The sequence below is a fragment of the Leminorella richardii genome (assembly GCF_900478135.1).
In the GTDB taxonomy this organism is placed as follows: Bacteria; Pseudomonadota; Gammaproteobacteria; order Enterobacterales; family Enterobacteriaceae; genus Leminorella; species Leminorella richardii.
The window spans coordinates 2,495,094-2,514,608 of sequence record NZ_LS483470.1 but is presented as its reverse complement, the minus strand read 5'-3'; the positions used below and the strand labels follow the sequence as shown (position 1 = coordinate 2,514,608).

General features: G+C 51.4%; 23 protein-coding genes and 1 pseudogene. 10 read left to right on the top strand and 14 right to left on the bottom strand.

Annotated elements, in window-relative coordinates; translation table 11 throughout:
- Window positions 1-11: 11 nt before the first annotated feature.
- Together DQM29_RS11610 and DQM29_RS11605 are read right to left on the bottom strand one after the other, a co-directional pair.
- A complete protein-coding gene (locus tag DQM29_RS11610) occupies window positions 12-614 on the bottom strand; it encodes a peroxiredoxin C (protein WP_111740841.1) in 603 nt (200 codons plus the stop codon).
- A 269-nt stretch (window positions 615-883) separates the two neighbouring features.
- The gene (locus DQM29_RS11605) at window positions 884-1,465 is read right to left on the bottom strand and encodes an acyl carrier protein phosphodiesterase (RefSeq protein ID WP_111740840.1); all 582 of its coding nucleotides are present in this window, start codon (window positions 1,463-1,465) and stop codon (window positions 884-886) included.
- A gap of 176 nt (window positions 1,466-1,641) precedes the next feature.
- On the opposite strand from DQM29_RS11605, the gene queA reads away from it, so the two are divergent.
- The 5 genes from queA (at window position 1,642) to secF (ending at window position 7,306) form a co-directional block, all read left to right on the top strand.
- Window positions 1,642-2,718: a tRNA preQ1(34) S-adenosylmethionine ribosyltransferase-isomerase QueA gene (gene queA / locus DQM29_RS11600; RefSeq protein WP_111740839.1), complete on the top strand. Its 1,077-nt coding sequence runs from the start codon at window positions 1,642-1,644 to the stop codon at window positions 2,716-2,718.
- 204 nt (window positions 2,719-2,922) lie between these two features.
- Complete coding sequence (gene tgt, locus DQM29_RS11595) at window positions 2,923-4,059, top strand: tRNA guanosine(34) transglycosylase Tgt (protein ID WP_111740838.1); 1,137 nt, start codon at window positions 2,923-2,925, stop codon at window positions 4,057-4,059.
- A gap of 20 nt (window positions 4,060-4,079) precedes the next feature.
- Window positions 4,080-4,412, top strand: a complete 333-nt coding sequence (gene yajC, locus DQM29_RS11590; protein WP_111740837.1) for a preprotein translocase subunit YajC — start codon at window positions 4,080-4,082, stop codon at window positions 4,410-4,412.
- 64 nt (window positions 4,413-4,476) lie between these two features.
- Window positions 4,477-6,327, top strand: coding sequence for a protein translocase subunit SecD (gene secD, locus DQM29_RS11585; RefSeq protein WP_111740836.1), 1,851 nt, complete (start codon window positions 4,477-4,479; stop codon window positions 6,325-6,327).
- Between the two features lie 10 nt (window positions 6,328-6,337).
- Window positions 6,338-7,306 (top strand): protein translocase subunit SecF, encoded by a 969-nt coding sequence (gene secF / locus DQM29_RS11580; RefSeq protein WP_111740835.1) that lies wholly within the window; start codon window positions 6,338-6,340, stop codon window positions 7,304-7,306.
- A 58-nt stretch (window positions 7,307-7,364) separates the two neighbouring features.
- Here secF and bioD read toward each other — a convergent pair whose 3' ends face one another.
- Window positions 7,365-8,051 (bottom strand): dethiobiotin synthase, encoded by a 687-nt coding sequence (bioD, locus tag DQM29_RS11575; RefSeq protein WP_111740834.1) that lies wholly within the window; start codon window positions 8,049-8,051, stop codon window positions 7,365-7,367.
- A gap of 9 nt (window positions 8,052-8,060) precedes the next feature.
- Window positions 8,061-9,098 (bottom strand): biotin synthase BioB, encoded by a 1,038-nt coding sequence (gene bioB, locus DQM29_RS11570; RefSeq protein WP_111740833.1) that lies wholly within the window; start codon window positions 9,096-9,098, stop codon window positions 8,061-8,063.
- Between the two features lie 107 nt (window positions 9,099-9,205).
- Between bioB and bioA the strand changes: the two are divergent.
- Window positions 9,206-10,506: pseudogene (bioA, locus tag DQM29_RS11565) on the top strand (adenosylmethionine--8-amino-7-oxononanoate transaminase).
- A gap of 16 nt (window positions 10,507-10,522) precedes the next feature.
- Entirely contained in the window at window positions 10,523-11,389 is an 867-nt protein-coding gene (locus tag DQM29_RS11560) for a DMT family transporter (RefSeq protein ID WP_111740832.1), read from the top strand.
- A gap of 92 nt (window positions 11,390-11,481) precedes the next feature.
- On the opposite strand, the gene DQM29_RS18750 is transcribed toward DQM29_RS11560, so the two are convergent.
- Both DQM29_RS18750 and DQM29_RS18620 read right to left on the bottom strand, forming a co-directional pair.
- Window positions 11,482-11,559, bottom strand: coding sequence for a hypothetical protein (locus tag DQM29_RS18750; protein WP_415270887.1), 78 nt, complete (start codon window positions 11,557-11,559; stop codon window positions 11,482-11,484).
- A 31-nt stretch (window positions 11,560-11,590) separates the two neighbouring features.
- Entirely contained in the window at window positions 11,591-11,860 is a 270-nt protein-coding gene (locus tag DQM29_RS18620) for a lysozyme (protein ID WP_332102940.1), read from the bottom strand.
- 275 nt (window positions 11,861-12,135) lie between these two features.
- Here DQM29_RS18620 and DQM29_RS11550 point away from each other — a divergent pair, with 275 nt between their 5' ends.
- On the top strand, window positions 12,136-12,735 hold the full coding sequence (locus tag DQM29_RS11550; RefSeq protein ID WP_111740831.1) for a response regulator transcription factor: 600 nt from the start codon (window positions 12,136-12,138) through the stop codon (window positions 12,733-12,735).
- A 356-nt stretch (window positions 12,736-13,091) separates the two neighbouring features.
- Here the strand turns inward: DQM29_RS11550 and DQM29_RS11545 are convergent, their stop codons facing one another.
- The 8 genes from DQM29_RS11545 to DQM29_RS11510 form a co-directional block, all read right to left on the bottom strand.
- Entirely contained in the window at window positions 13,092-13,718 is a 627-nt protein-coding gene (locus DQM29_RS11545; RefSeq protein WP_111740830.1) for a hypothetical protein, read from the bottom strand.
- Window positions 13,719-13,827: 109 nt separating this feature from the next.
- The gene (locus tag DQM29_RS11540; RefSeq protein WP_111740829.1) at window positions 13,828-14,127 is read right to left on the bottom strand and encodes a hypothetical protein; all 300 of its coding nucleotides are present in this window, start codon (window positions 14,125-14,127) and stop codon (window positions 13,828-13,830) included.
- A complete protein-coding gene (locus tag DQM29_RS11535; RefSeq protein ID WP_111740828.1) occupies window positions 14,108-14,563 on the bottom strand; it encodes a hypothetical protein in 456 nt (151 codons plus the stop codon). The genes DQM29_RS11540 and DQM29_RS11535 overlap by 20 nt, the downstream gene beginning before the upstream one ends.
- A 90-nt stretch (window positions 14,564-14,653) precedes the next feature.
- Window positions 14,654-15,217, bottom strand: coding sequence for a hypothetical protein (locus DQM29_RS11530; protein ID WP_111740827.1), 564 nt, complete (start codon window positions 15,215-15,217; stop codon window positions 14,654-14,656).
- Between the two features lie 44 nt (window positions 15,218-15,261).
- The gene (locus DQM29_RS11525) at window positions 15,262-15,750 is read right to left on the bottom strand and encodes a ribonuclease (RefSeq protein ID WP_111740826.1); all 489 of its coding nucleotides are present in this window, start codon (window positions 15,748-15,750) and stop codon (window positions 15,262-15,264) included.
- Between the two features lie 34 nt (window positions 15,751-15,784).
- Window positions 15,785-16,231 (bottom strand): lysozyme, encoded by a 447-nt coding sequence (locus tag DQM29_RS11520; RefSeq protein WP_111740825.1) that lies wholly within the window; start codon window positions 16,229-16,231, stop codon window positions 15,785-15,787.
- A 3-nt stretch (window positions 16,232-16,234) separates the two neighbouring features.
- On the bottom strand, window positions 16,235-16,822 hold the full coding sequence (locus DQM29_RS11515; RefSeq protein WP_111740824.1) for a DUF2589 domain-containing protein: 588 nt from the start codon (window positions 16,820-16,822) through the stop codon (window positions 16,235-16,237).
- Window positions 16,823-16,905: 83 nt separating this feature from the next.
- Window positions 16,906-17,532, bottom strand: a complete 627-nt coding sequence (locus tag DQM29_RS11510) for a DUF2589 domain-containing protein (protein ID WP_111740823.1) — start codon at window positions 17,530-17,532, stop codon at window positions 16,906-16,908.
- Between the two features lie 311 nt (window positions 17,533-17,843).
- On the opposite strand from DQM29_RS11510, the gene nrdR reads away from it, so the two are divergent.
- Together nrdR and ribD are read left to right on the top strand one after the other, a co-directional pair.
- Window positions 17,844-18,293: a transcriptional regulator NrdR gene (gene nrdR / locus DQM29_RS11505; protein WP_027275956.1), complete on the top strand. Its 450-nt coding sequence runs from the start codon at window positions 17,844-17,846 to the stop codon at window positions 18,291-18,293.
- Between the two features lie 21 nt (window positions 18,294-18,314).
- The gene (gene ribD / locus DQM29_RS11500; RefSeq protein WP_111742077.1) at window positions 18,315-19,430 is read left to right on the top strand and encodes a bifunctional diaminohydroxyphosphoribosylaminopyrimidine deaminase/5-amino-6-(5-phosphoribosylamino)uracil reductase RibD; all 1,116 of its coding nucleotides are present in this window, start codon (window positions 18,315-18,317) and stop codon (window positions 19,428-19,430) included.
- Window positions 19,431-19,515 lie beyond the last annotated feature (85 nt).

Sequence of the window (19,515 nt, the reverse complement as noted above, 5' to 3'; positions counted from 1 at the left end):
CGGGGCGCGAATTACAGCGCAGCAGCGTTTTGAGACAGGTACTTGGCAACGCCTTCTGGGGAGTCTTTCATACCTTCTTTGCCTTTTTCCCACTGTGCCGGGCAAACCTGACCGTGCTCTTCGTGGAACTGCAGGGCGTCAACCATGCGCAGCATTTCGTCGATGTTACGGCCCAGCGGCAGATCGTTAACGACCTGGTGGCGAACAACACCGTTTTTGTCAATCAGGAATGAACCGCGCAGAGCAACGCCTGCGTCTGGGTGTTCGATGCCGTAGGCTTTTTGGATTTCACGCTTAACGTCAGCAACCATTGCGTACTTCACTTCGCCGATGCCGCCGTTGTCAACGGGGGTCTTACGCCATGCGTTGTGAACGAATTCAGAGTCGAAAGAAACACCAACAACTTCAACACCGCGCTTTTTGAACTCTTCGTAACGGTGATCGAAAGCAATCAGTTCAGAAGGACAAACAAAGGTGAAGTCCATTGGCCAAAAGAACAGGACAGCAGGTTTGCCGTTCAGATGATTCTTAAGGTTGAAGTTGTTAACGATTTCGCCGTTACCAAGAACAGCAGCAGCGGTAAAATCAGGTGCTTGACGAGTAACCAGAACCATAATAACTCTCCTGTTAAAATACGTTAATGAATACGAAACATGGCGGCTAGTATAGGCAGTCGAGTCTTGAGCTGAAAGGTCATCTGACCGATTATTGGGATAGTTTCTACCTATAGATGCCCTGTTGTTATACAGTTGATAAACATACCCATAACACTTGGGGCTGTAAAGGCGTTATACGTTAATTTACCGACGGATAGCTCGCTATTTATCGAAAAATATCCTTCATTACGGCATTTCTTACTCGTAAAACGCGAGTAAGGCAGCGCCTATAGCTGACGGCTTTTGGCCTGCACCATCATGGTTGGATAAAAGCGTTTAAAGCAGGCTTCCAGCAGCGCATAGTTCTGCTCGATATCGTCCATACAGTGCGATAGCGCCTCAAGCCGAGGGCGGCGAGCGGCCATACTCTGTAGCGTATCGGCAATAAACGGCAGTTCGGCGTAGCGTTCAAGCCAGCGATCCCGCCAGATGTACTTATTCAGGTGCTGAAAGCCGGGGGGGGTAGTGAAAAGATAGGGCTCAATGTCGGCTCTGGCGCGCTCAATAAAGAGAGGTAAAGGAGTCTGTGGGGTGATAGTTGCCCAGTGCTTTGACAGAAAGTGGTCCCACAGCACGTCTAGGGCGATTGCCGATACGCGATAGTTAGGGCGACTAAACAGCGTTCTTGCCTCTTTGACCTCTGTCAGGTTGTCCGTCAGCTTATCTACGCGGCGGTGAAGCATAATTCCGCTGGCCACGTCGGGTGCATAGTCGGCGTTGGGAGATCCGCGAACAAAGTCGGCCATCAGGTTGCCAAGCAGCGAGCTGTCGGCAAGAGAGGCAAGGTGAAGGTGGGCAAGAAAATTCATGGCGCAAGTATAGACTAATGTCAGCCCTGCGTCTCTCTGCTGCCGAAGCGGTACTGATTTAAAATATTCGAGTAGGGGCGTTTTTGTGTAGATTCTTTTCTATGCCTACTTCTTACTTGCAGCCCGTCAGGACAGCCTCTAGACTAGGCCGCCTGTTTATCTAAACGTAAAAGATCATGCGCGTATCCGATTTTTCATTTGAGCTTCCCGAGTCATTAATTGCCCACTATCCCCAGGAAAAACGCAGCGCCTGCCGTTTGCTAAGCCTCAATGGCGAAAGCGGTGAGCTGTCTGACGGCGTGTTTACTGACATTCTGGACAAGCTTGAAGAAGGCGATCTGCTCGTGTTTAACAACACTAGAGTGATCCCTGCTCGCCTGTTCGGCCGAAAGGCCAGCGGGGGGAAAATCGAGATGCTGGTCGAGCGCGTGCTGGACGACCGTCGCGTGCTGGCTCACGTGCGGGCGTCAAAAGCGCCCAAGCCGGGAACTGAGCTGCTGCTGGGGGACGACGAGTCGATTCCTGCGACAATGGTTGCCCGCCACGATGCTCTGTTTGAAGTGCAGTTTAACGATGGCCGCGATGTGTTGACAATCCTTAACGCTGCCGGGCATATGCCGCTGCCACCCTACATTGACCGCCCAGATGAAGACGCTGACCGAGAGCTGTACCAAACTGTCTACAGCGAAAAGCCGGGCGCGGTCGCTGCACCAACGGCGGGGTTGCACTTTGACGAGCCTTTGCTTGACGCGCTGCGCCGTAAAGGCGTTGAAACGGCATTTGTCACGCTGCACGTCGGCGCGGGTACTTTCCAGCCAGTCAGAGTTGACGACGTAAAAGAACACATCATGCACTCGGAATATGCAGAGGTACCGCAGGACGTTGTTGACGCAGTGTTGGCCTGTAAAGCGCGCGGCAACCGCGTGATTGCCGTTGGTACCACATCAGTGCGGTCACTGGAAAGCGCCGCACAGGCTTCAGGAGAAGGGGAGCTAAAGCCCTTCTTTGACGACACGGCTATTTTTATTTACCCCGGCTATCGCTTCAAAGTGATTGACGCTCTGATCACCAACTTCCACCTTCCTGAGTCGACGCTGATTATGCTGGTCTCCGCGTTTGCCGGCTACAGCAACACTATGAAGGCCTATCGCTGGGCTGTAGACAAGCAGTACCGCTTTTTTAGCTACGGCGATGCGATGTTTATTACTCAGAATTTACAGGCAGTGGATGAGGTTATTAACAAGAATTGCTAAATAATGGGTGTAACAGCCATTCTTTATCTTAGAGCGCTCAAAAGAGCTATAGAAACGCGTAGACATCTCGCCGCTTATCCATAAAACGTGTAAAATCCGACGCCTCAGCGCGTCAACATGACCGCTAGGAACAACGGGTGAATGCGGTTTTAGCGTTCTCCACTATATCGAGCCAGACTGTTTCTCTGGTAGCGGAGGCTTTAAGTGAAGTTTGAATTACAAAAGAAAGACGGGCGCGCGCGTCGCGGTCGTCTGGTTTTTGAACGCGGTTCGGTAGAGACCCCGGCCTTTATGCCGGTTGGTACTTACGGAACGGTAAAGGGCATGACGCCGGAAGAGGTCAAAGAAACCGGCGCGCAGATTATTCTCGGCAATACCTTCCACCTGTGGCTGCGTCCGGGGCAGGAAATTATGCGCCAGCACGGCGACCTGCACGGCTTTATGAACTGGCACGGCCCGATCCTGACGGATTCAGGTGGTTTTCAGGTTTTCAGTCTGGGAGATATTCGTAAGATCACCGAAGAGGGCGTTCACTTTCGCAACCCGATCAACGGCGACGCGATTTTCCTTAGCCCGGAAAAGTCGATGGAAATTCAGTACGATTTGGGTTCCGACATCGTCATGATATTCGATGAGTGTACGCCTTACCCTGCGGACTGGGATTACGCCAAACGCTCGATGGAAATGTCGCTGCGCTGGGCCAAACGCAGCCGCGATCGCTTTGACTCGCTGAACAACAAAAACGCTCTGTTTGGCATTATTCAAGGCAGCGTGTACGAAGATCTGCGGGACGTTTCCGTTAAGGGGCTGGTGGACATCGGTTTTGACGGCTACGCAGTAGGCGGTTTAGCAGTAGGTGAGCCCAAAGAAGACATGCACCGGATTTTAGAGCACGTTTGCCCACAAATTCCGGAAGACAAACCCCGCTATTTGATGGGCGTCGGCAAGCCGGAAGACCTGGTCGAAGGCGTGCGTCGCGGTATCGATATGTTTGACTGTGTGATGCCGACGCGCAATGCGCGTAATGGACATTTGTTTGTTACCGATGGAGTGGTTAAAATCCGCAATGCAAAATATAAAGATGATACATCTGCGCTTGATGCACATTGCGATTGCTACACCTGTCGCAATTATAGCAGGGCCTACTTGCATCATCTTGACCGCTGTAATGAAATTCTCGGCGCTCGCTTAAACACCATTCACAACCTGAGATACTATCAGCGCTTGATGGCGGGTTTACGTGAGGCCATTGAACAGGGTACATTAGAGCACTTTGTTACCGATTTTTATGGCAGAATGGGGAAACCCGTTCCACCTTTATTAGCGAATTCATCCCAATAACACAAAGAGGAATCTCATTAATGAGTCTTTTTATTTCTGACGCCGTCGCTTCTGCCGGTGCGCCAGCCCAAGGCAGCCCTTACTCTCTGGTCATCATGCTGGTGGTGTTCGGTCTGATTTTCTATTTTATGATCCTGCGTCCTCAGCAAAAGCGCGCTAAAGATCATAAAAACCTGATGAGTTCTATTTCTAAAGGCGATGAAGTGCTGACTAACGGTGGCCTGGTAGGTCGCGTATCTAAAGTTTCTGATACTGGCTACATCGTGATTGCGCTGAACGACACCACTGAAGTGACCATCAAGCGCGACTTCGTTGCCGCTGTTCTGCCTAAAGGCACCATGAAAGCGCTCTGATTTATGAAAGCGCCCCTGTAAAAAGGGGCGCTGTGTTTTTTGTTTTTCCCGAAGGGAAACTATCGTGTTAAACCGCTACCCTTTATGGAAGTATCTGATGCTGATCTTCGTGATCTGCATTGGTTTGCTGTATGCGCTTCCTAATCTCTACGGCGAAGACCCGGCGATTCAGATTTCTGGTGCTCGCGGCGCTATCGCCAACCAGACTACTCTGGGTCAGGCTGAAGACGCTTTGACCAAAGAGACAATTGCCTTTAAGTCATCTGTGCTAGAGCCTAACGGCACAGTGATGATCCGCTTTGACAATACCGACGTTCAGCTGCGCGCCAGAGAAGTGCTGATGGACGCACTGGGTGACAAATTCGTTGTTGCTCTTAACCTTGCTCCCACTACGCCTGCCTGGATGAGCGCCATTGGCGCCGAGCCGATGAAGCTTGGTCTGGATCTGCGCGGCGGGGTTCATTTCCTGATGGAAGTGGATATGGAAACAGCAATGGCCAAGCTGCAAGAGCAGACGCTGGACGGTATTGAAAGCGAGCTTCAGTCTCAGAAGATCCCTTTCTCAGAAATTGCAAAGGGCAGTAACGGCAGCGTTATTGGCCGTTTCCCAGATGCTGACAGCCGCACGAAGGCAATAGACTATTTGACACCGCGTCATCGCGATCTGGTGTTCACCGCAGAGGCTAACAACAGCTTCTCGGCCACGATGAGCGATGAGCGCCTGAGAGAAGCGCGTGAAGACGCTATTCAGCAAAATACCACTATTTTGCGTAACCGCGTCAACCAGTTAGGGGTAGCGGAGCCGGTTGTTCAGCGTCAGGGCGCAGAGCGCATCGTCGTTGAACTGCCGGGTATTCAGGATACGGCTCGCGCTAAAGAGATTCTTGGTGCGACAGCAACGCTGGAATTCCGTCTGGTTAACTCCAGCATTGATGCCGCTTCAGTACTGCGCGGTCGCGACCGCAGCAAGTCTGAAGTGAAGTATCGTCAGGACGGCTCTCCGGTCGTGCTGTACAAGAAAGTGGTATTGACCGGTGACCATATCACCTACGCTCAGTCCGGCATGGACCAGAACGGGCGTCCGAAGGTTGATATCACGCTGGACAGCGCCGGTGGCGACATCATGTCCAACTTCACCAAGGACAACATCTACAAGCCAATGGCGACGCTGTTTGTTGAATATAAAGACAGCGGTAAGAAAGATGCCAACGGCAAAACCATCATGGAAAAGCATGAAGAGGTGATCAACGTTGCGACGATCCAGGATCGCCTTGGCAACAAGTTCCAGATCACCGGCATTTCAACGCCACAGGAAGCGCGGACGCTGTCAGAACTGCTGCGCGCCGGTGCGCTGATTGCGCCGATCCAGATCGTTGAAGAACGCACCATTGGTCCTTCCATGGGGCAACAAAACATCGAACAGGGTCTGGAAGCGTGCTTCTGGGGACTGATGGTCTCCGTTATCTTTATGCTGCTGGTTTACCGCTTCTTCGGCATCGTGGCCAGTATGGCACTGCTGGTGAACGTTATTCTGATCGTCGGAACCATGTCGCTGCTTCCGGGGGCGACGCTGAGTATGCCGGGGATTGCCGGTATCGTGCTGACGGTAGGTATGGCGGTGGATGCCAACGTGCTTATCAACGAGCGTATAAAGGAAGAGCTTAAAAACGGGCGCAGCGTGCAGCAGGCGATTCATGAAGGCTATAACGGCGCTTTCAGCAGTATTTTGGACGCCAACCTGACAACGCTGATTACCGCCGCTATCCTTTATGCAGTCGGTACCGGTTCGATCAAGGGCTTTGCCATTACGCTGTCAATCGGCGTACTGACTTCTATGTTTACGGCGATCGTTGGCACTCGCGCCATCGTGAACCTAGTATACGGCGGCAAACGCGTCGCTAAGCTGTCTATTTAAGGAGTCTGTTGTGGCAGAGGAATATAAAGTAGAGCAGCTTAACCACGGACGCAGGGTGTTTGACTTCCTGCGCGTGGGGAACGCCGCTTTTGTTATCTCAATGATTCTGGTTGTCGCTTCATTCGTGATTATGGGAATGAAGGGCTTTAACTGGGGTCTGGACTTTACCGGCGGTACCGTCGTTGAGGTGAAGCTGACCCACCCGATCGATCTGGAGAAGGTGCGTGAAGAGCTGAGTGCGGAAGGGTTTAAGGATCCGATCGTGCAAAACTTCGGCAGCAGTCGGGATGTGATGATCCGCATGGCGCCCATTGAGGGGATGAACAGCGAAACGCTGAGCAACAAGATCCTCAATGTGGTGCACAAAAATGCGGATCAGGGTGCGACCATCAAGCGTATTGAGTTTGTTGGCCCTAGCGTTGGCGCAGAACTGGCGCAGTCAGGGTTAATGGCGATCATCGTTTGTTTGCTGTGTATCCTGCTCTATGTCGGCGTTCGCTTTGAGTGGCGCTTGGCGACCGGCGCAGTATTTGCACTGGCGCACGACGTGGTGATCACGCTGGGTATCATTTCGTTCTTCCAGCGCGAAGTTGACCTGACTATCGTAGCCTCAATGCTGTCGATTATCGGCTACTCGCTGAACGACACCATCGTGGTATTTGACCGGATGCGAGAAAACTTCCGCAAGATCCGTCGCGGTACGCCGTACGAGATCATGAACGTCTCGCTGACGCAAACCCTGAGCCGTACGCTGATGACCTCCGGCACCACGCTGCTGGCGGTGCTGTGCCTGCTGTTCTTCGGCGGCGAAATGCTGAAGGGCTTCTCGGAGTCTCTGGCTATCGGTATCCTTTTGGGTACAGCGTCTTCTATCTGGGTTGCTGCCTATATGGCGCTGAAGCTCGGCGTGAAGCGCGAACATATGCTGCCGACCAAGGTGGAAAAAGAGGGGGCCGACCAGCCTTCACTACTGCCGTAATCCTTCTGAGCTAGCTAACTAAAAAACCCGCCTTACTGATGCTAGAAGGCGGGTTTTTTTATGGGTGAGAGAGAAGTGGGGCAAGGTGAATAAACGGTGCCAGATGTTTGTCAAACGGCTGAGTGAGATAGGGGATATTGCCCACCATGGGGGCGTTAATGCGCTGCGTCAGCGTCTCCATATAGGCCGACTCCTGATGCGGATCGGCAGTCGTGCGATTGGCTATCCAGCCCGCCAGAGGCAGACCTGCGCCCAGCACTGCCTGCTGGGTGAGTAGGGCATGGTTAATACAGCCTAGCTTCAGATTAACCACCAGAATGACCCCCAGATTTTCCCGTATGACCCAGTCCGACAGGTTCTCCCGCTCGTTAAGCGGCGTGAGCCAGCCGCCAGCGCCTTCCACGAGCGTTACATCGTAGCGAGAAGTGAGCCGCGATAGCCCCGAAGAGAGCGCATCGAGATCTATCTCTCTGTTTTCCAGCGCGGCGGCGAGATGAGGTGAGGTGGCCTCTTTGAACAGCAGTGGGTTGATTTCTTCATAGCGAGGGCGAGGGTTGGCCTGCTCCCATAGCCTGAGACCGTCGTCGTTTCTTAGGCCGTCAGCCGTGGGAAAAGCGCCGGATGCAACCGGCTTGTAGCCGACGGTGCGATAGCCCTGTTCAATGAAAGCCTGCAGCAGGGCGCAAGTGGCGAGCGTTTTTCCCGCATCGGTATCCGTTGCGGTGACAAACCAGCGTAGCGGCATCGTATCTCCTCAGCGTGCGGCGTTGTAGTAAAGGGCTGTGTCAGCCTCTTTTGGCCGTTCAGCAAGGCGGTGAAGGCGTTCATCTTCTTCCGGTGCGACGCTGCCGTGAGCCGTTTCCAGCCCCAGCTTTTTTAGCAGCGCCAGATCGCGATTTTCATTTGGATTCGGGGTCGTCAGTAGCTGGCAACCGTAGAAGATGGAGTTAGCCCCTGCCATAAAACACATGGCCTGTGTCTGTTCGCTCATTTGCTCTCTGCCGGCAGAAAGCCGAACGTAGGACGTTGGCATCATAATGCGCGCGGCGGCAACGGTGCGGATAAAGTCAAACGGATCGACCGGTGAGCCGTTTTCCAGCGGCGTACCCGCTACGCTAACCAGCATATTGATGGGGACGCTGTGTGGCGGTTCGGGCAGGTTAGCCAACTCGATAAGCAGTGAGGCCCGATCGCGAACGGACTCACCCAGCCCGACAATGCCGCCGCTGCATACCTTCATTCCCGCTTCGCGAACGTGGCTTAGGGTATCGAGCCGCTCTTGGTAGCGGCGAGTGGTAATGATGCTTGGGTAAAAATCCCGTGAGGTATCCAGATTGTGGTTGTAGTAGTCCAGCCCTGCTTTAGCTAGCCGCTGCGCCTGAGAGGCGCTCAGCATCCCCAGAGTCATGCAGCTTTCCAGACCTAGCCGTTTAACGCCGTCGATAATGCGTTCGAGGTGCGGTAAATCGCGGTCTTTCGGGTTTTTCCAGGCAGCCCCCATACAAAAGCGACTGGCTCCTGAGGCTTTGGCGCGTCTGGCGGCGGCCAGTACCTGCTCTATCTCCATAAGCGGTTCGCTGCCTACGCCAGTGTGGTAGCGCGCGCTTTGCGGGCAGTACTTACAGTCTTCAGGGCAGTTACCGGTTTTAATCGACAGCAGCGTGCTGAGCTGAATAACGCGGGGGTTAAAGTGCTGGCGGTGAACGGACTGCGCGCGAAACAGCAGTTCCAGCAGAGGTTCGTTAAACAGAGCCTCTGCAGCGCTCTGCGTCCAGCGTAAGGGGGCGGTCATTGTGCTTTCCATTTATTTCTCAGTAAAAAGTGTTGGTTTTGAAAAAAGATATTTGTAAACTAAATTAATGTCAATTTAGTTTACATATTAAATAAGACCATTAACTCATGATGACCAATACGCTAACTGATGAAGAATTCGATCGTCGCCACGTGTGGCACCCCTATGCCTCCATGTCACAGCCTTTGCCCTGTTATCCCGTGAGCCGTGCGCAGGGATGTGAGATTTATCTACAGAGCGGAGAACGCCTGATTGACGGCATGTCGTCCTGGTGGGCGGCGGTGCACGGCTATAACCACCCAGTGCTAAATCAGGCGGTGACGGCACAGTTGGCTAACATGTCACACGTGATGTTCGGTGGTTTAACTCATGAGCCTGCTATTGCCCTATGTCGGCGGCTGATAGAGATGGTGCCCAAAGGATTGGAGTGCGTTTTTCTCGCTGACTCTGGCTCGGTAGCGGTTGAGGTCGCCATGAAGATGGCACTTCAGTACTGGCAGGGACGAGGTGAGCCTCGGCGGCGCTTTCTTTCTCTAACTCGGGGCTATCACGGAGACACCTTTGGCGCCATGTCGGTTAGCGACCCGGCTTCGTCGATGCATTCCCTGTATCGCGGCTTTTTGCCTGATGGACTGTTTATCGATGGAATGGACATTCCGTTTGGCGGCACGTGGCAGGAAAAGGCCATTGTCCCGATTGCTCAAATAGTGGCTGAGCATCACCGAGATCTGGCGGCCATCGTTCTAGAGCCTATTGTTCAGGGGCCGGAGGGATGTGCTTTTATCACCCTGAATATCTCCGCCACATACGGCGACTGTGTGATGAATACGGCGTACTGCTGATTGCCGATGAGATAGCTACCGGATTTGGCCGCAGCGGCAGGCTGTTCGCCTGTGAGCACGCCGACGTCGTACCCGACATTTTATGCGTCGGCAAAGCGTTGACCGGGGGCTATATGACGCTGTCCGCAGCGATAGCCCGGCGTAGTGTTGCGGACGTTGTTAGCAACGGCGAGGCAGGCTGCCTGATGCACGGGCCTACCTTTATGGGGAATCCACTAGCCTGCGCCGTTGCCTGTGCGAGCCTTGATTTGCTTGCGGAAGACCACTGGCAGAATCAGGTATCTCAGATTGAAGCGCAGATGAAGAGGGAGCTCGCTCCCTTGGCATCGAGCGAGTTTGTTCAGCAGGTTAGAGTGCTTGGCGCTATTGGCGTAGTGGAAATGAAGCAGGATGTCGATTTGGCGAAAATACAGCGCTTTTTCGTTGACTGCGGCGTGTGGATCCGGCCCTTTGGGCGGCTTATTTATCTGATGCCGCCCTACATTATTCACCCGGAACAGCTGACTCGACTGACGCAGGCCGTATCCACCGCGGTTGCTGACTATTCCCTCTACCGCAGCGCCTGATGGCACTGGAGCCTCTATGCCTTTTCTTATTGTAACGACGATTATCTGGTCGTTTTCTTTCAGCCTAATCGGCGTTTATCTGGCCGGTCAGGTGGATCCGTGGTTTTCCGTTCTGATGCGAATCGGGCTGGCGAGCCTGCTGTTCGTTCCCTTTTTAAAGCCTAAAGGCCTTTCTTTACTCCCCGCCTTAGCTTTTATGGCCTCGGGCGCCAGCCAGCTCGGCGTCATGTACCTGTTTTACTATCATTCGTTTCTTTACCTGAGTGTGGAAGAGGTGCTGCTGTTTGGCATTACCATGCCCATCTATATCACGCTGATTTACGATGCTCTTCGCGGTCAGGCGCTGCGCTGGCGCTATTTGTTCAGTGCCGCGCTGGCGGTAGTGGGGGCAGGGGTGATCAACTTTAGCCAGCCTAAGCCGGGTTTTTGGCTCGGCATGGCGATTATTCAGGCGGCGAACTTCTTTTTTGCGCTGGGGCAGGTGGGCTATAAGCGTGCGATGGAGCGCTATACACTGCCGCCTACACAGGCCGGAGCGCTGTTCTATCTCGGCGCTCTGTGTGTTGCCGCGGTAGCCTGGCTGTGGCAGGGGGATGCAAGTCAACTGCCCACAACGACGACCCAGTGGCTGATTCTGCTGTGGCTGGGATTTGGCGCCTCCGGGCTGGGCTACTTTATGTGGAACTATGGCGCTAGTCGGGTGGATGCCGGCACGCTGGCTATCATGAACAACGCTATGATCCCCGTAGGCTTAATAGTGAACTTCGCCCTCTGGCAGGAGCAGCCGCCGTGGGGAAAGACGCTGATTGGCGGTGGGATCCTTTTGGCGACGCTATGGGTTCATCAACGGTGGATTGCGCGGCAGGGAGAGCCATGCAGATAAACATGCCGGTTTAGGCTTCCTGACTTTGAGTTTCTGTTTGATTAAACAAATCTATCTCGGCCATGCGACTGCGAGATAAGCCCGTCAGTACTCTACCCTCCCTCCTTATTCCACTTTAGCAGTTCATTGGCGGCGTTGGGGGAGTTTTTGGCATTGAGCCTTTTTAACAACGTTGAGGCTTTAAACTAGCTGATGCCGACGTTAAACCAGCGCATCAAACTGATTTTGTGTGAGCGACACAGTAACCAACCGCTTAATGCCTCTTTCTGTTTGTAAAAGGTCTTCATGCAGTAGAGATTCTCCCTCTTCTTCGGCAAGACTGCGATAAAATGTCTCTGTGGGGAGGATTAAGTGGCCGTAGCTGATGGTCCACAAGCCAACGGTGTTGCGGTATTTTCTTAACTTAAGTGTTTCAACGCATTTTATAAGTATGATTTCATTTCTTTCTGTATGTTCGGGAATGTTTGCCATTTTTTCTTTCTTAAACTGTTTTATGTAGCCATTTATTTTTGGGGTTTATATAAATAGTAATGGGTTTTTTTACTTTATTTTTTAATAATAGGTTTTTAAATGACAGGAAGTCTTTTCTAACTAATTTATTCATTTTTTTTCATTGCTAGGCTAACAGCTTGTTATGCGAAATGGCATACGGCAAATGTCGTCTTTATTTTATTGTTTAATAGCTATATTTTCATTTTTACGGCGTAGGTGATAGTGGATGTTATAATAATCATAGGGGGATACAAATGAATGTTTTAATCATTGATACATTGCCGATTTATGCACATGGATTGAACGTCGGGTTAGTCAAAATGTTGCCAGAGGCAAGGGTAGTTAATACTAGTAATATTGACAGCTTCTGGTTGGAATTAAATGAGGGGGGGATCTCAATTATTATACTCGACGGGGAAATGGAACATATTTGTTGTATAGCGTTGCTTGATGAGCTGTCTATAAAATATCCGCAAGTGCACGTTATCGTTTCATTGCGAAAGGTGAAAAAATCGCGGGTGCGTCAATATTTGCGACACCGCGCCGTTGCCGTTATTTGTAAAGATCAGCCGCTGGAAGCCGTGGTTCAAGTTTTGCGAGCTGCAGAAACAGGATTGATATGCCTGCCCGACAGCTCCGTGCTTGATGATGAACACTACCGCTCAATAGAAACATTGAGTGAACGTCAGAGAGAAATTCTTAGCTTGCTTGCTGACGGACAATCTAACAAGCAGATTAGCCGCTGTTTGAACATTAGCGCAGGTACGGTAAAAGCCCATTTGGAGTCTATTTTTCGACGACTGAACGTTAATAACCGCACGCAGGCGGCGATGATGTTTGTTGAGGAAGAGTAGTGACTTAGTTATGGCCGCATTGCGGCCATAATGTCCGTGACTGGTTACACAAACACCGCGGGAAAGCGCTCTCTGTTTTCATAACTTTTTGCGTTATTTCTTATGTTTTCAGCTAAATTAACCAAAGCCTTTTCGTTCAGTGTTATTTCGCTATCTAATAAATAAAAGCTTCTGTAGTAGTCAACGATGTCAAAAAATATAACGGTAATAACCGTACGTCCATTAACACTGTACAGTATATAGTTCCATTGGGATGAGCATAGTTCTGTTATGTTATCCAAATTGGCAAACTCCCTTATTTTATTGAAAAAACAGGCATGCTAGTAATAGCATGCCCGCGCAAAATCAGTCTATCATTATGGCTTCAGGTCCAGTATCGTAATCGTATAGTCAGCCCCTACTGTCATGCCCTTTGTTTTAATTACTGCTTCAAGCTCGCCGTTTGGTAACTTCCCTCCTGGTATCCATTTATCGTTTGCGCCGAATTCATTCCCCGAAGGGATGGCGGGAACGTATTTTTCTGTTGGTATAAAATCAATTCTGACAATATCACCTGAAAAAGTCTCGTCGTAAAGGCCAAGCCTCTTGGCGATAGCGACTCTATCCCCTTCCGTATCTCTTAATATTTGATCAATATTTTCTTTTGTGCTAACAAATTCTGTTTTTTCTCCATCCGGTTTGCCCACACCATATTTGTCGTGTACCTCCTTTTTTACTAACCTTGACGCGCCGTTGGAAAAACTATTCAAATGACAACGGATATACTCTCCATCCAGATACTCTTCCGGTTTGGATCGGGCGCCTTTCTCCTTCGATATTATTTTATCGATTTTGGTTTGAGTGAGTTGCTCACCATTTTTACCAATTACACCATCTGGTACAACACAGGCAGAGTAGGATATCCCTGATATCGCTATTCCAAAAATAAATAAAATGGAATAGATGATATTATTTATAAATGGCTTATTTGTTGTGGTTAACATATTTTCTCCTTAGGTTTTTATGCGAGAGATTCGCAGGAGAAAATATAATTAATGCTAAATTAAATAATATTTGCCTTTGTCCATGCGGGGTGACGCTAAAAGACATAGGCTATTTTTTCATGATTATTTTATAGAAGTAGTGTCCACTAATTACGGCAATGCCAATGTCATTTAATGCCCATATGGGAAGTGAATTATTATATACTTCACTTCCATAAATTAAATAAGGTAGGCTTAATGCCCCTTGAGCCGAAAATCCGAAGGCTGTAATAATTAACGCTAGCTTGTACCAAGCTGGCCCCCGATATATAAACGGATGGAGAGCACTACAAAAAATTAGCATGGCGGTGATAATATTAATAATGGCCAGCAGTAAGAAAAATAGCCATTCAAAGGTTATATTCATCATCATCATCCTCTTTTTGTCGTGTTTTTGATGAAAGGGCGCGCCGCCTCGTTTTGGATGGCGGGGTGGTCCATGAAACGGTGCTTTTTATGTCGCTAACCACCTCGAGCAGGTCGCTGTCTTCGCGGTGGCTGAAAAAATTGCCAAGCCAGGCGATAGCCCCAACGCTAATCGCGCCGATGAAATACCCAATGCCTAAGGCAATGTCGATTTCACCTATACTCATGCCCAGCCAGCGCGACGTGAGCCCGGTAAAGGCGAAGCTGGCGGAAACGCTGATGCTGCCGATGATTAAACCCGCTGCAAATCGACCGCGCTGGTGGAGCTTTTTAGGCCGCCAAAAAAATGAGATGCTCAGCCCGCCAAGCAGGCCGGACAGCGAAGAAAGTCCTTGATAAAAGATGACGCCGATGCCGGCGTCAATCGGGGTAGTATCCATAGCGCCTCACGTACGGAAGTCGTGTTGGACGTTGACCCATAGCGAACCGCTGCGCGCTATGGGCCGACTTTTTAAGACATTTCGTGATATTTAGTTGAGCCGGATGATGACGCCTGAGAAGTTAATCGATGATTTTGATGCATCGTAAACTCCGCTTTGACCATCAGCGGGATCGTAGAAATAGGTGTTGTCTCCTTTTTTCCCCATGGCAATCCAGTGATTGCCGTCGTTGACCAGAACCAGATAGTAGCCGTCTTTTTTTAACAACTGGTTGAAAGCCTTCACGCTGCCTTCGGTAATTTCCACCTCTTCATCCAGACGGACTTTTTCAAATGCGATCAGTTCCGGTTGCTTTTCACCGTATTCCTTTGTCACGGTGAGCTTGTACTTTGCAAAGCTAAGCTCTTTCGCCGCTTTTATCAGGCTGGAAGGCAGGCTTCTGGCCCCTTTAGTATTTGCGGGAGCAAATAGATCCAACTCCTTCCCTAGGCCAATATCCGCCTGATGTGCGATTATTTTGTCGTAAACTGCGCTACCGTCAGGAAGATCGGCTGTGCAGGTTCCGTGAACGTGAGCCAACGCTGCCAGCGCATAGCCGCCGCACTGGTTTAGGTTGCCGCTAGCGGGCTGCTTAGTGGTGTATTTGGAAAACATATAACTCTTCTCTTGTTTAGAATATAAAGTGTTGTAGCGCCGTATTACTGGCAGGGGACGATTTCTACCGAGCTTTCATAAAGTTCGGTGGATAAATAACGGGTTCTGCTGTCCAGGCTGTAAATAAGGCGCTTGCTGCTACGGTTGCCCGACACAGATTCCAGATCGGCGGTAAACCAGCTCCCTTTGTCTGATACGGGTTTTCCCGAGTAGGGATCTCCGCCGATGATTTTCTTATTCAGCAGGAACTTGCTCCACAGGGAGCCCGTTCCATCCCAGCCAGTCTCTTTTGCCTTTTTGGTGGTGACGTAGTCAATGGGGAGGGCGTTATCCCGGTTGAGGACGCGTATCAGCGCGACCAGACTTTTTTCATCGTTAATTTCGCTGCCGCTTTGCTGCTTAAACGCAGTGTTAGCGTTAGCGATTGCCAACTCACAGCTAACAGTTTCGGACGCATCTGCTCGGCAAAGGGCACTGGTTATAGTGAAGAGCAGTATCGTGGTAAAGAACAGGGGAGCATGACGTACTTTCATGGCGATCTCCTTAGGATGTCGTTGATAGATGTATTTATTGCGTAAACAGCGTTTTTTCTTCTTTGCGACGCCGGGTTAAGCCCGCCAGCTTTTTTCCGCCGGCCTTATTCCACTTCAGCAGTTCGGCGGCGGCGGCGGGGTAGTCTTTGACGTTAAGCCTTTTTAACAGCGTTGAGTTCTCAAGCCTGCCGACGCCGACGTTAAAGACGAAAGAGACCAGCGCATCAAATTGGTTTTGAGTGAGCGGCACGGAAACCAGACGCTTAATGCCCTTTTCTGCCTCTTGGAGGTCTTTACGCAGCAGGGACTCCGCCTCTTCTTCTGTGAGTCGGCGATCGAACGTCTCCTCAGGGCGAATCAAGTGCCCGTAGCCGATGGTCCAAAGCCCAACGGCGTCTTTATATTTGCCTAATTTAAGCCCTTCAAATTCTTTAATCAGGTTGATACCGGCCTGGCCGGTACATTCTGGAAGCTTAGGCATGGATTATTCCTCCGTATCAACAGGTTTAGGCAGTACGCGGTTGGTATACTCTTCAATCAGCCGCATGACGCTTTCGGGGGGCTCCAGCACTTTAAACAGCATTTCGATGTCAACGTGTTGGCTGTCCCTGCCGCCTTTGTCTTTACTATGGGGTGACAGGCTGACCTGAAAGCGGCCGACGGTGTCGTTATTTTCTCCGGGAGCGCCTTCAAACTGCTCGACCGCATCGGTTCTAACGGTGAGGTGAACTTTCATCTCTTCAAGCATGAGCCCGCGCGGGGTCGCCAGCGCAATGAGGGGCAGCTCGAAGTTGTATTTTTCATCCAGCATCATTTGTACGGTGCGGGGCGACAGGCGGCCGTCTGGCATTGGCTCGAAGAAGGGCTCCAGCGACTGCATATACTGGTGTGCAATAAGCTGGTTGGCGGCGGTAGCGGCGTACTGCATTCCGCGCGTAATGTCCGCCAGCGTGATGGGCGAACCGCGATTTTCCGGCGGTTGAGGCGACTCGCCGCCTCCCGCTCCGCCTATATCTTCACCTGACATTTCCTGAGCGTCGGGTTTTCCTCGTAACCAGTCTTTCAATGACATAAGAAACTCCTGACATAAAGAGGCGCTACAAAAAGCCGCCTCTTGGTGGCGTTAATGAATCAACGTTCTTCAACTAGGAGGAACTACGCGGCCTGTTTTTCTTTCTGCTGCAGCGTTTCCGTTGTTTGAAACTCGCCAAGCTTCTCGCTATTTGTCTTATGAACCACCGGCTTGGTTGCTGACTCCGTTAAGAAGTCAATGACGCGCATCAGCGCTTCTGGTGGGTCTTGACGCTTCACTTGTGTGTGGATGCTGTACTTGGCGCGGGTATCAGTTTTGCGCGTTTGTTCTGATTTGTGGGAGACGCGACCGGTGACTTTGGCTCTGAAAGGCCCCCAGCCGACAGAGGCTTCCAGACTGGCTTCGGCTTCAGTGCTGCTGCTATCTGATTCGCTCTGTGAGATTTCTAACTCAAAGTCGATCGTACCCTCTTCAATACAGATGATCGGGTGAGTGACGGCAGCCAGCAGGGGAATGCGCATGGTTTTTGTCATCACGCCCTGCACAACACCCTGTTCGTCGACGACGGTTTCGTCGTAGTCAAACTGAACGGCGTTTGCTTTTCCGTCTTTAATACAGACCGACAGTAAGAAGTCGGTATACGATTTAGTTGCCTGAATCTGGGCTTTAATCATGGCCTGCAGCGGGCCGCCGATCATGTGTTCCAGCGGCAGGGCATTGATCACCGAGCCAATAAATTTTTCGTTCATAGCGTCACTCCTATTTAAGTAGGTTATGGATGCGAATTCGCGATATAAACTTAACGTTATGAAATAATAAAAATATCGGTCTGATGTCAGTGTAAGATAAAGAGAAACGGCATAGGGCTGAGGGGATATGACAAGGATTTTGTTGAGATAGAGGGAAATGTTGCTCGGTTTCGCGTTTTTATTTATCTGTCGGTTAGAAAAATATGGCTTCCAATGCATCCGAGGTATATCGCTCTTCAACTCAGGCGTTTAGAATAGGGCCGAGGCGCCGCCTTACAGGCGGATCTTTCAGACATTTTTCAGGAGACGTTATGCACTGTCCATTTTGTGCCGCCGTAGATACCAAGGTGATCGATTCACGCTTGGTGGGCGATGGCTCACAGGTTCGCCGCCGTCGTCAGTGTCTGGTATGTAATGAGCGCTTCACGACTTTTGAAGTCGCCGAACTGGTTATGCCCCGCATCATCAAACGCAACGATATCCGCGAGCCCTTTGATGAAGATAAACTGCGCCGAGGCATGCTGAAAGCATTGGAAAAGCGCCCAGTCAGTTCGGACGATATTGAACTGGCTATTAGCCATATTAAGTCCCAGCTGAGGGCGACCGGTGAACGGGAGGTTCAGGCGTCTATGGTGGGTAATCTGGTGATGGAAGCGCTGCGCAAGCTTGATAAGGTCGCCTACATTCGCTTCGCCTCTGTTTACCGTAGCTTTGAAGACATTCGCGAGTTTGGTGAAGAGATCGCCAAACTGCAGGACTGAGACGCTATGAGTAATAAGGCTATGCACAACGACGCTGTTTATATGGCGCGGGCTATTGAACTGGCATGGCGGGGGCGCTTTACGACGTCACCCAATCCTAACGTCGGCTGCGTTATTGTGCGTGACGGCGCTATTGTTGGTGAGGGTTATCACCATCGCGCCGGTGAACCCCACGCAGAGGTGCACGCGCTGCGCGCTGCGGGAGAAAAAGCGCACGGTGCGACGGCTTACGTAACGCTAGAACCCTGTAGCCACCATGGGAAAACGCCACCCTGTGCCGACGCGCTAATTGCCGCAGGCATTGCGCGGGTCGTCGCGGCTATGCAGGATCCTAATCCGGAAGTGGCGGGGCGTGGCCTTTATCGCCTACAGCAGGCCGGCATTGAGGTTGAGCACGGCCTGATGATGGCAGAAGCGGAGGCGCTAAATCGCGGCTTCTTTAAGCGCATGAGAACCGGTTTTCCCTACCTTCAGCTTAAAATGGCCGCTTCTCTGGACGGCAAAACGGCCATGGCGTCCGGTGAAAGCCAGTGGATTACGTCTGCCGCTGCTCGGCGCGACGTGCAGCAGTATCGGGCACAGAGCTGTGCGATTTTAAGCACCAGCGAAACGGTACTGGCGGATAACCCTTCGCTGAACGTGCGCTGGGAAGATCTGTCTGACGACGTTCGGTCAGCTTATCCCAAAGAGAGTGTGCGACAGCCGCTTCGCGTTATTCTGGATGCCAGAAACCGGCTGACGCCTGATTTGAAAGTTTTTTCTCTACCCGGGCCCATTTTGCTGGTTCGTACTCAAAAGGGCGATGAGCGCTGGCCAGACAATGTTGAACAATTTTTGGTTCCGTCCTCCGCCGGTGGTGTCGATTTGGTCGTCCTGATGATGCAGCTCGGGCGTCGGCAGATTAACCGTGTCTGGACGGAAGCGGGCGCTACGCTTGCCGGTGCGCTGTTGACCAAGGGGCTAGTGGACGAACTGGTGCTGTATACCGCGCCGAAGCTATTGGGAGACGATGCGCGCGGTCTGTGTCACTTGCCGGGCATCGAGCGCCTGGCCGACGCGCCGCGCTTTACCTTTGGCGACGTTGAACGCGTCGGTGACGATCTGCGGCTGAGTTTGCTGCCGCGCGCCGAATTCTAGCGGCGGCGGTGTAAATCCGCAGCGCAGCGCGTGAAAGAATGTGGTAGAATCCGCCCCCTTGACCCTGTAATTAAAGTAAAACACC